Source organism: Arthrobacter sp. 10N418 (assembly GCF_056394725.1).
This window is the reverse complement of the sequence record NZ_JBFTIK010000041.1, coordinates 1-11,467: the sequence shown is the minus strand read 5'-3', so window position 1 is coordinate 11,467 and position 11,467 is coordinate 1. Positions and strand designations below refer to the sequence as shown.

The 11,467-nt window shown below is 68.3% G+C and carries 9 protein-coding genes, 1 rRNA gene and 1 pseudogene; all 11 read left to right on the top strand.

Going from position 1 to position 11,467, the window contains the following annotated elements; all coding sequences use genetic code 11:
• Positions 1-94, top strand: a 5S ribosomal RNA gene (gene rrf, locus AC1DCZ_RS18810); the annotation flags it as partial.
• 365 nt (positions 95-459) lie between these two features.
• Positions 460-2,415, top strand: a complete 1,956-nt coding sequence (locus AC1DCZ_RS18805) for a tetratricopeptide repeat protein (protein WP_476975929.1) — start codon at positions 460-462, stop codon at positions 2,413-2,415.
• Positions 2,416-2,419: 4 nt separating this feature from the next.
• The gene (locus AC1DCZ_RS18800) at positions 2,420-3,409 is read left to right on the top strand and encodes an HAD-IIA family hydrolase (RefSeq protein WP_476975928.1); all 990 of its coding nucleotides are present in this window, start codon (positions 2,420-2,422) and stop codon (positions 3,407-3,409) included.
• A gap of 9 nt (positions 3,410-3,418) precedes the next feature.
• Positions 3,419-3,730, top strand: coding sequence for a hypothetical protein (locus tag AC1DCZ_RS18795; RefSeq protein WP_476975927.1), 312 nt, complete (start codon positions 3,419-3,421; stop codon positions 3,728-3,730).
• A complete protein-coding gene (locus AC1DCZ_RS18790) occupies positions 3,727-4,539 on the top strand; it encodes a TlyA family RNA methyltransferase (RefSeq protein ID WP_476975926.1) in 813 nt (270 codons plus the stop codon). Before AC1DCZ_RS18795 ends, AC1DCZ_RS18790 begins: the two co-directional genes overlap by 4 nt.
• A gap of 21 nt (positions 4,540-4,560) precedes the next feature.
• The gene (locus tag AC1DCZ_RS18785; RefSeq protein ID WP_476975925.1) at positions 4,561-5,586 is read left to right on the top strand and encodes an NAD kinase; all 1,026 of its coding nucleotides are present in this window, start codon (positions 4,561-4,563) and stop codon (positions 5,584-5,586) included.
• A gap of 3 nt (positions 5,587-5,589) precedes the next feature.
• Positions 5,590-7,329, top strand: a complete 1,740-nt coding sequence (gene recN / locus AC1DCZ_RS18780; RefSeq protein ID WP_476975924.1) for a DNA repair protein RecN — start codon at positions 5,590-5,592, stop codon at positions 7,327-7,329.
• Between the two features lie 57 nt (positions 7,330-7,386).
• Positions 7,387-9,165, top strand: coding sequence for a CTP synthase (locus AC1DCZ_RS18775; protein WP_476975931.1), 1,779 nt, complete (start codon positions 7,387-7,389; stop codon positions 9,163-9,165).
• Between the two features lie 27 nt (positions 9,166-9,192).
• Positions 9,193-9,855, top strand: a complete 663-nt coding sequence (locus tag AC1DCZ_RS18770; protein ID WP_476975923.1) for an NUDIX domain-containing protein — start codon at positions 9,193-9,195, stop codon at positions 9,853-9,855.
• A 140-nt stretch (positions 9,856-9,995) separates the two neighbouring features.
• Complete coding sequence (gene xerD, locus AC1DCZ_RS18765; protein ID WP_476975930.1) at positions 9,996-10,922, top strand: site-specific tyrosine recombinase XerD; 927 nt, start codon at positions 9,996-9,998, stop codon at positions 10,920-10,922.
• A gap of 267 nt (positions 10,923-11,189) precedes the next feature.
• Positions 11,190-11,467, top strand: a pseudogene (locus AC1DCZ_RS18760) (HNH endonuclease signature motif containing protein); the annotation flags it as partial.

Genomic DNA, 11,467 nt, shown 5'->3' with positions numbered 1-11,467 from the left:
AACGCCCGGTCCCATCCCGAACCCGGAAGCTAAGACCCACAGCGCCGATGGTACTGCACCCGGGAGGGTGTGGGAGAGTAGGTCACCGCCGGACAACCATTAGGTCGAGAGCCTCCAACCACCACGTTGGAGGCTCTCCCACTTTAACCACCCAAACCCTCACCCCAGCCTGCAGCGCGCCCGGAACACCGGAACCCCCGGCGCGACGCCGTCACCCGCCGTCGGCGTCTTCGGTGAGTCCGCGGAAGGCGTAAGAGCGTCTTACTGCGGCGCTGTGAGACTTGCCACCGGAAGCCCGGGTTGGGCCTCTACTGTTAGCCGCCGCCCGGCGGCTCGCCTAGAATTGGATGAGATGTACGGACTTCGAAGCGCTTGATTTCGGGTTGCGTAGAGAACGAAACACGGAACAGAGCGGCTGCGATTGCGCCAGTGGTCAGCTCATAACAGGAGGAATCCAGCATGGCTGAGCACAACGACGGCAACCGTGGCGGCAACGACCGCGGCAACTTCGGCGGCGGACGCAGTTCGGGAGGCGGAGGATTCCGCGGAACGAACAACTCGGGTGGGGAGCCACGCGGTTTCCGGTCCAGGGACGATCGTGGCTCGGAGGGGTCCCGTCCTTCTTCCGGCGATCGTAAGCCTTACGCCGACCGCCCGTCGCGCGAGGGGGACCGTAAGCCGCCGTACAGCGGCGACCCTGACCGCAAGCCGTTCGGTGACCGTGCCCCGCGTGAAGGCGGCGGGGATCGCCGCAGCTTCGGTACCGGCGGCGGGGACCGCAAGCCGCCGTACAGCGGCGACCGCGACCGTAAGCCGTTTGGTGACCGTGCCCCGCGTGAAGGCGGCGGGGAACGCCGCAGCTTCGGCGCCGGCGGCGGGGACCGCAAGCCGCCGTACAGCGGTGGCGGCGACCGTGACCGTAAGCCGTTTGGTGACCGTGCCCCGCGTGAAGGCGGCGGGGATCGCCGCAGCTTCGGCGCCGGCGGCGGGGACCGCAAGCCGCCGTACAGCGGTGGCGGCGACCGTGACCGTAAGCCGTTTGGTGACCGTGCCCCGCGTGAAGGCGGCGGGGAACGCCGCAGCTTCGGCGCCGGCGGCGGGGACCGCAAGCCGCCCTACAGCGGCGGCGGCGACCGCAAGCCGCCCTACAGCGGTGGCGGCGACCGCGACCGCAAGCCCTACGGTGACCGCGCCCCGCGTGAAGGCGGCGGGGAACGCCGCAGCTTCGGCGCCGGCGACCGTGACCGCAAGCCCTTCAGCGGTGGCGACAACCGGAAGCCGTTCGGCAACCGCGAGGACCGTCCGGCAAGGGGCTTCGACCGCGGCGACTCGGGCCCGCGCCAGTTCGGCCGCGACCGCGCGGAAGACCGCCCCGTGCGCGTACCGAACGCCCGCGATCTCCGCAGCGCCAACCGTCCCGACCGCGAGCGTTCACCCCAGATCGACGAGGACGTCACGGGCAAGGAACTCGACCGCGCCACACAGCACCAGATCAAGACGCTGGAAGACAACAGCGCCGAGTGGGTTGCGCGCCACCTGGTCATGGCCGGCCGGCTGATTGACGAAGAGCCCGAGCTCGCGTTCCAGCATGCCCTCGCGGCCAGCCGTCGCGGCGGCCGCCTCGCGGCCGTCCGGGAAGCCGTCGGCCTCACCGCCTATGCAGCCGGCCACTATGGCGAGGCCCTGCGCGAATTCCGCACCTACCGCAGGATCAGCGGCTCCAACATGCACCTGCCCGTCATGGCCGACTGCGAACGTGGCCTCGGCCGTCCGGACCGCGCCCTTGAAATGGCGCGCTCCGAGGAAGCCAAGGATCTGGACGCCCCCGGCAAGGTCGAGCTGGCCATCGTTGCCGCCGGCGCCCGCACGGACCTCGGGCAGTTCGACGCCGCAGTCTCGGAGCTGGAGATCATCCAGCTCGATATCAACCGGGCGTTTTCCTACAGCCCGCGGCTCTTCCGCGCGTACGCGGATGCCTTGACCGCGGCCGGCCGCGCCGGTGAGGCTGGGAAGTGGCAGCGCCAGGCCGTCGTGGCCGAAGACGCGCTGGGCCTTGGCGTGGATGAGGACCCTGACATCATCGACCTGGGCTGGGACGAGGAAGAGGAAGCGCGTGAGGAAGAGCAGCAGCGCCGGCTCGTCGCACAGCAGTCCGCCCCGGTCGCCGCGGAGCAGGCACCGCGTGCAGCATCCGCAGAAGCCGTGGCGGGCCTGCCGGAAACCCCGTCTGCCGAGGACGGACTGAATGCCCTCGAGGAAGGCACGGACGACGCCGAATCGGAGTACTTTGCGTCTGACGACGCCGAGTCTGACGAAGACTCCGTGGAGCATGACGCCCTGGACCGTTCCGAAGTCCTGGGGACGGATGACTCCCATGACGAGCACGCCAACCACCCCGAACACATCGAGGACTAATCCTGTGGACGATTCGGACCTGATCTCGACGTTCGATGCCCTGCTCGCCGATCTCGACGGCGTGGTCTATGCAGGTCCCAACGCCATCCCCGGGGCCGTGGCGTCGCTGCGCCGCCTCGCCGGGATCGGCGTCGGACTGGGCTACGTGACGAACAATGCGTCCCGGACGCCCGCGGAGGTAGCGCAGCATCTGCGCGAGCTTGGGGCGCCGGCCGAGGACTACCAGGTCATCAGTTCCCCGCAAGCCGCCGGGGAACTGTTGGCCTCCCTGCTGCCTGCCGGCGCGCGCGTACTGATCACTGGCGGGGAAGCGCTGGCGCAGGAAATTGAACGTGCCGGATTGGTCCCGGTGCGCAGCGAGGCGGAGAATCCCGTCGCCGTGGTGCAGGGGTTCCATCCCGATCTCGGCTGGAAGGACCTTGCGGAGGCGTCGTACGTTGTCGCCGGAGGCGCCCTTTGGGTAGCCACCAATACGGACATGTCCATTCCGCAGGACCGGGGGATCGCTCCCGGCAACGGAACACTCGTAGCGGCCGTTGCCGCGGCGACTGGCCAGACACCGCTCGTCGCAGGCAAGCCCGAGGCGCCGCTGTTCCATGCCGCCGCCAAACGTCTTGCAGCCGACCGGCCGCTCGTCGTAGGCGACCGCCTCGACACCGACATTCTGGGCGGCAACAACGCCGGGTTCGCGACGGTGGCGGTGCTGACCGGCGTCGACACCCGGGAATCCATCCTTGCCGCCCGCACCATGGAGCGGCCCGACTACCTCATCAACGACCTCACGGACCTCTACCGGCCCTACCCTGACGTGGAGGACGACGCCGGGAAGTTCCGTTGCGGCGCCGCCTCCGCCGTCGTGCACGGACCCACAGTGCGCGTCAGCGGCGACCCGGGCGACCTCGATTCCTGGCGGGCTGCCTGTTCTGCCTGGTGGGCTGCGAATCCCGAGACCGCCAGCGCCCTGGCGCCGGTTGTCGAATGGCTGGATCACTAGACTGGACAGATGACCGAGCTGAACCACGTGCCCGAACCGGAAATGCCCGAACCGGAAATACCCGAGGCGGAAGAACCCGAGGCGGAACACACGCCGGCCGGGGTCTCCTGGCCGGCGCTTCCAGCGGACATTCCTGCGGAACAGCCCGGCACCGTCCAGGACCCTGCCATCACGGCGGTGCTCGAACGCCTCGCCACACTGCCAGGGACGCCCGTGTCCGGGCACGGAGAGATCTATTCCAGGCTGCACGACGAGCTGATGGAAGCCCTCAACGAGGACGTGACAGGACAAATCAATGCAACCAGGGACTCCCTATCATGAGCAGGCTTGACCAGGTCCTTGTGAGCCGCGGCCTCGCAAGGTCCCGCACCCACGCCGCACGCTTGATCGCCGAAGGCAAAGTCAGCTCCGGCGGCGAAGTGCTGGCCAAGGCCTCCTTCCAGGTTCAGGATGACACAGCCCTGGACATCGCGGCCACGAGCGAGGACAGCTACGTCAGCCGGGCCGGACACAAGCTGGCCGGCGCGCTGGACGCCTTTCCCGCCGTCGAAGTCCAGGGCAAAAGGTGCCTCGACGCCGGCGCCTCCACCGGCGGCTTCACCGAGGTGCTGCTTCGGCGTGGCGCGTCCCATGTGGTGGCGGTCGACGTCGGGCACGACCAGCTGGTCCCGGTGATCCGCAACGATCCGCGCGTGGCGGTCCACGAGGGCCTCAACGTCCGCTACATGACGCCGGAGGAGATCGGCGGGCGGGCTGCGCTCACCGTGGCGGACCTGTCCTTCATCTCCCTGACCCTTGTCCTGGCACCCCTCGCTGCCTGCACGGATCCGGGGGGCGACCTGGTCCTGATGGTCAAGCCGCAGTTCGAGATCGGCAAGGACCGGCTGGGCCGCTCCGGGGTGGTTACCTCGGAATGGGAGCGCCGCCTGGCCGTCGGCAAGGTTGCGGCCGAAGCGATGGACTCGGGCCTGGAACTGAAAGGCCTCGCCAGCAGCCCGTTGCCGGGCCAGGACGGAAACGTCGAGTACTTCCTGTGGACAAAGCGGGGTATCGGCACAGACCTACCTAAGATCGAAGAGCGGGACGCAGCCGTTGCTGCGTTACTCGGAACGATCTGGCCCAAGTACTAGAAGCACAGAAGGCGGAAACCGATGAGCAGGCGTGTCCTCATCCTTGCCCACACCGGCCGCGAGGAATCCCTCAAGGCTGCCTGGGATGCGTGCGCCCAACTGCATGCCTCCGGCCTTGTTCCGGTGATGCAGAAAGCCGAGCTCGGGGACATGGTGCGCTTCTTCGGGCGCCTGGACCAGCCCGTCGAGGTCCTCCACGACCACGTCCGGCTGCCCGACGTCGAACTCGTCATGGTGCTCGGCGGAGACGGCACCATCCTGCGGGCAGCGGAACTCGTGCGGGAAGTCGACTTGCCCCTGCTGGGCGTCAACCTCGGGCACGTGGGGTTCCTGGCCGAGAGCGAGCGGGCCGACCTCGCCCAGACCGTCGAGTGGATCGCCAGCCGCGAATACACGGTGGAAGAACGCATGACCATCGACGTCCAGGTCTGGGTCCGCGGGCAGAAGATCTGGCACACCTGGGCTCTCAACGAGGCCGCGATCGAAAAGGGCAACCGGGAACGGATGCTCGAGGTGGTCACCGAAGTGGATGAACGGCCGCTGACCTCCTTCGGCTGCGACGGCGTCGTTCTCGCCACCCCCACCGGCTCCACCGCCTACGCCTTCTCGGCCGGCGGGCCGGTGGTGTGGCCCGAGGTTGAAGCCCTGCTGATTGTGCCGATCAGCGCCCACGCGCTCTTCGCCAAGCCACTGGTGGTCTCACCCCGGTCCCGGCTGGCCGTCGAAATCCTGAACCGGACCGACGCCCAGGGCGTCTTGTGGTGCGACGGCCGCCGGTCCGTGGACCTGCCGCCCGGCGCCCGCGTGGAAGTCACCCGGTCAGCCACCCCCGTGCGGCTCGCGCGCACGCACCAGACACCCTTCTCCGGGCGCCTGGTGCGGAAGTTCGAACTCCCCATCCAGGGCTGGCGCGGACCCATGCCGCAGACAGAATCCATCCACACCGGGCCCGTTCCGGTCATCCGGACGCCCCGCCCCATGCCGCCGCTGCCCGCGCCGCGGCACGCAGGACCCGGCCCGGCCCCAGATCCATCGACTGCGGAGTAAACCATGCTTGAAGAACTGAGAATCCGCGACCTCGGCGTCATTACGGACGCCACGCTGCCGCTGGGCCCGGGCCTGAGCGTGGTGACCGGTGAAACCGGTGCAGGCAAGACCATGGTGGTCACCGCCGTCGGTCTCCTGCTCGGCGCCAGATCCGACGCCGGGGCGGTGCGCAGCGGCGCGAAGAGCGCCTCCGCGGAGGCAGTCCTGAAGCTCGACGCCGGGCACGCCGCCGTAGCACGGGCCCGCGAGGCCGGGGCCGACGTCGAGGAGTTCGACGGCGGCGCGGAGCTGCTGCTCGCCCGCAGCGTCGGCGCCGACGGCCGCAGCCGGGCCTACCTCGGCGGCCGCGTGGCACCCGTGGGCGTGCTCGCCGAAATCGGTGCCACCCTCGTAGTGGTCCACGGACAGTCCGACCAGATCAGGCTCAAGAGCCCGGTGGCGCAGCGCGGCGCCCTGGACAAGTTTGCAGGGGAAAACCTTGCGGGACCCCTGGCCGCGTACCAGGAGCTGTACGCCCACTGGAATTCGAGCCAGGGCGAACTGGATGCACTCCGCAGCGCCGCCCGCGAACGGCTGCGCGAGGCCGAGTCGCTGGAGGCTGCCCTGGCCGAAATCGACGCCGTGGACCCTCAGCCGGGGGAGGACGAGTCGCTCAAGGCCGAGGCCGTCAAGCTCGCCAACGTCGAGGAACTGCGGATCGCGGCCACGACGGCGCACCAGGCACTCATCGCCGAAGACTTTGGAGAGGACGCCGACGCCACGACACTCGTGGACGCCGCCAAGCGCACGCTGGAGCATGTGTCCGAACATGATGGAGAACTCGGATCCGCCGCGGCACGCCTCGCCGAGGTGGGCTTCCTGCTCAATGACATCGCCACGGAGCTTGCCAGCTACCAGGCCGCCCTCGACACAGAGGGTCCCGAGCGGCTTGCTGAAATCGAGGACCGGCGCGCTGCCCTGGCGAAGCTGGTGCGCAAGTACGCGCCGAGCATTGACGAAGTGCTGGTTTGGGCCGAGGAGGCCCGGGCACGATACGCGGAGCTGCAGGACGACTCCACCCGGATCGAGGCCTTGGACGCCGAGGTCGCGCGTGCCGAGGCCGATCTCCGGAAACAGGCCGCGGCCATCAGCAAGGCCCGGAAAAAGGCCGCCAAGGACCTCTCGGCCCGCGTCAGCGCCGAGCTGAAGGCCCTGGCCATGGCCGACGCCACCCTGGTCATCAACGTCGAACCCGGCGGGCAGCTCGGGCCCTTCGGCGCCGACGACATCTCCTTCCTGCTCCAGCCGCACTCCGGCGCCCCGGCGCGACCGCTCGGCAAGGGGGCATCCGGCGGTGAACTTTCCCGCGTGATGCTGGCTATCGAGGTCGTCCTGGCCGCGGTTGACCCTGTCCCGACTTTTGTCTTCGACGAGGTCGACGCCGGCGTCGGCGGCCGCGCCGCCGTCGAGATCGGGCGCAGGCTCGCCATGCTTGCCCGGCACGTCCAGGTGCTCGTCGTGACGCACCTGCCGCAGGTGGCCGCCTTCGCAGACCAGCACATCCGGGTCACCAAGACATCCGTGCGCGGCTCCGACGGGGCCACGGCTACAGGCTTCACCTCAAGCGACGTGCAGCTGCTGGACGAGGCGGAGCGCGTCCGCGAGCTGGCGCGCATGCTGGCGGGCCAGGAGGATTCGGAATCGGCCCGGGCGCACGCCCAGGAACTTCTCGACGACGCCAAGCTTCTTCCGCAGCGGTCCTGATGCTGGGACAACAATCACATCCGAATGCCGCCGATCGACCCGTGGGCGGCTGAATTGGTGATAGGCTCGAATTCCGTGGTGCAGCGATCAAATTCCCGTGTAAATTCCCGGTTCCCGGGCTCGTCCAAGACGACCAAACACATCTTCGTTACCGGTGGTGTGGCGTCCTCGCTCGGTAAGGGGCTGACGGCTTCGAGCCTCGGTCACCTCCTGCGGGCACGCGGCTTGTCTGTAACAATGCAAAAGCTCGATCCCTACCTGAATGTGGATCCGGGCACGATGAACCCCTTCCAGCACGGTGAAGTCTTCGTGACTGACGACGGCGCCGAGACGGACCTCGACATCGGCCACTACGAGCGCTTCCTTGACGAAAACCTCGAAGGATCGGCCAACGTCACGACCGGCCAGGTCTACTCGACTGTCATCGCGAAGGAACGCCGCGGCGAGTACCTTGGCGACACCGTCCAGGTCATCCCTCACATCACTGATGAAATCAAGCGGCGCATGCGGCTTCCGGCCGAAGGCAAACATGCGCCGGACGTCATCATCACCGAAATCGGCGGCACCGTGGGCGACATCGAGTCGCAGCCGTTCCTCGAGTCGGCCCGCCAGGTCCGGCAGGACATCGGCCGCGGGAATGTGTTCTTCCTCCATGTGTCCCTCGTGCCGTACATTGGCCCGTCACAGGAGCTGAAGACTAAGCCGACGCAGCACTCCGTTGCCGCGCTGCGCTCCATCGGCATCCAGCCGGAGGCCATCGTGATCCGCTCGGACCGCGAAGTGCCGCAGCCCATGCGTGACAAGATCGGCCGCATGTGCGACGTCGACATCGACGCCGTCATCGGCTGCCCGGACGCCCCGAGCATCTACGACATCCCCAAGACCCTCCACTCCCAGGGCCTGGATTCGTACATCGTCCGCGCCCTGGACCTTCCGTTCAAGGATGTGGACTGGACCAGCTGGGACAAGCTCCTGGACGCCGTCCACAATCCCAAGCACGAGGTCGAGATCGCCCTCGTGGGCAAGTACATCGACCTGCCCGATGCCTACCTGTCCGTCACGGAGGCCCTGCGCGCCGGCGGCTTCGCCAACGACACCAAGGTCAAGATCCGCTGGGTTCCCTCGGACGAATGCGAGACACGCGAAGGTGCCGTACAGGCCCTTGAGGGCGTCGACGCCATCTGCGTTCCCGGCGGGTTCGGCATCCGCGGCCTCGAAGGCAAACTGGGCGCCCTGAAGTATGCCCGCGAATCCAAGCTTCCGGTCCTTGGCCTGTGCCTTGGACTCCAGTGCATGGTCATCGAGTACGCCCGCAACGTGGTCGGCCTCGAAGGCGCTTCCTCATCCGAGTTCGAGCCGGACTCGAAGTACCCCGTCATCGCCACCATGGAAGAGCAGCTGGACATCGTTGAGGGCAAGGGCGACCTTGGCGGCACGATGCGCCTGGGCCTGTACGAAGCCAAGCTTGATGAGGGCTCCGTCGTGGCCGAGACCTATGGCGCCACCACGGTCAGCGAACGCCACCGGCACCGCTACGAGGTCAACAACAAGTACCGTGCGCAGATCGCCGAGAAGGGCCTGAGGTTCTCCGGAACCTCGCCGGACGGCAAGCTTGTGGAGTACGTCGAACTTCCCCGCGAAGTCCACCCGTACTACGTGGCCACGCAGGCGCACCCCGAGCTGAGCTCGCGGCCTACGCGCCCGCACCCGCTGTTTGCGGGCCTGGTCAAGGCCGCACTGGCGCACCAGCACGATGGCGACGTCCGGCAGGGCGCTTCGGCCAAGGCCGTTCCGGTTGCGGCCGCCAAGCCCTCGCCGGCAGTAGCATCAAAGTAATACCCAACTGAATCAAAGGACGGCGCGATGCCCGGTAAGTCTGAAACCCCCAATGCTGCACGGCAGGTTTCTGATGAACCGAGCCCGCGCCGTCTTTTGTCTTCCCACAAGGTCTATGAAGGCCGGATCTGGGACGTCGTCAGTGACAGTTTCCAGCTCAACGACGACGGCCATGCCCTCGTCCGGGATTACATCGACCACCCCGGTGCGGTAGCTGTCCTTCCCATGAACGACGCCGGCGAGGTGCTGCTGATCAAGCAGTACCGGCACCCTGTCGGAATGGATCTCTGGGAAATCCCGGCCGGCCTGCTCGACGTCGAGGGCGAGGACTTCGTCGTAGGAGCGGCACGCGAACTCGCCGAGGAGGCGGACCTTGTGGCCGGGCAGTGGAACGTGCTGGCCGACTTCTTCAATTCACCGGGTTCCTCCAGTGAAGCCATCCGGATCTATCTGGCCCGCGACATCAGTGACGTGCCTGGACATGAGCTCCACGTCCGCACCGACGAGGAGGCCGAAATCGAGCTGCACTGGATCCCGCTGGACGCGGCCGTCGCGGCAGTGCTGGAGGGACGCCTGCACAACCCGTCCGCCGTCGTCGGAGTCCTCGCTGCAGCCGCAGCCCGCGCCGACGGGTTCCAGGGCCTCCGCCCGGCCGACGCGCCGTGGCCTGCCCACCCCAGCCAGCGCTGATGGTCGAACTGGTGGCGACCGGGCCGCCCGCCCCGCAGGCAGACTCCACGCCGCCACATTCCGTCCCTCCGCCGGCAGCCTCCGCCCCGCATCAGGCGGCCGGCGCGCCACCCCGGCCCCTGACCCCGATTGACCGCGCCATGACGGACTATCTGCAGCACATGGGCGTGGAGCGCGGACTGGCGGCCAACACCTTGTCCGCCTACCGGCGGGACCTGGCCCGCTACGCGAAGCACCTTGCGCAGTCGGGACGCGGACGTCCCGCCGAGATCACGCGCCATGATGTGACCGCCTTCGTCCAGGCGCTCTCCGACGGCTCCGACGGCGGATCCGCCCTTGGTATCCGGTCGGCCGCCCGGACAGTGGTGGCCGTCCGCGGCCTCCACAAGTTCTGGGCACTGGAGGGCGTCACCGCCACGGATCCCGCCAGTGATGTCCACCCGCCGATGCCCGGCCAGCGGCTGCCCAAGGCCATCAGCGTGGATGAAGTCACCCGGATCCTGGAGGCAGCCGGAACCGACACGCCCACGGGGCTGCGGGATCGGGCCCTGCTGGAATTCCTGTACTCCACCGGCGCCCGCATCAGCGAAGCCGTGGGTCTCGATGTGGACGACATCTCCCTGCACGGCGAAGAGCAGGCTGGGGCAGACGGCCCGGCGATCGTCCGGTTGTTCGGCAAGGGCTCCAAGGAACGGCTGGTCCCGCTCGGGTCCTTCGGCGCCAGGGCCCTGGATGCCTACCTGGTCCGCGGCCGGCCCCTGCTGGCGGCCAAGGGGAAAGGCACCCCGGCCCTCTTCCTGAACGCCCGGGGCGGCCGGATCAGCCGGCAAAGCGCCTGGACGATCCTCAAGGCGGCGGCCGAGAAGGCCAACATCACCAAGGACGTCTCGCCGCACACCCTGCGGCACTCCTTCGCCACCCACTTGCTCGAAGGCGGGGCCGACGTCCGCGTGGTCCAGGAACTGCTGGGCCATGCTTCCGTCACCACCACCCAGGTCTACACGCTGGTGACGGCGGATACCCTGCGGGAGATCTACGCCGCCGCGCATCCAAGGGCCCTGGGCTAAGCCACCGGCCGTCAGCTTCGCCGGCCTACGTGGAAATGCTGAATGGGCGGTCTGCTTGGTCCTTTGAGATGGGCGACGCCGCCCTTGCGACAATCGATCCAGCTCACCGCCGTCCCGGAGGCCGTCGCCCGCATTCTTCGGCCAGAAACCGACCCGGCCCTCCGCATCATTGGACGTGGCGTCGACGATCGCCAAGTCGTGTACCAGCCAGCCGTCGAGGACGGCCAGTGTCATCAAATTGTCGGTGGCTGGTCATAGTCTTTGGGTGTGAAGAGCGGAGCGGGTTTGAGTGCCGGGTGCAGGGAGGCGGTGGCGGCTGTCGCTGCGTCCGCTGCTGCGCTGGCGGTTTTCACGGGCGCGGGCGGGGGCGGCGCTGAGCCGTCCGGCGCGGATCCGTTGCGGGATCTGGCGGATGATTGCCTGGACGGGTTGGCCGAGGCGGCCCGGTTGGAGGCCCGGACTGCGGCGTTGAAGGTGCGGCTGGCCGCGGAGTATGTGCAGGCGGCCAGGTTGCTGGCGGCTCCGGGGGCGTCCCGGCAGGACCG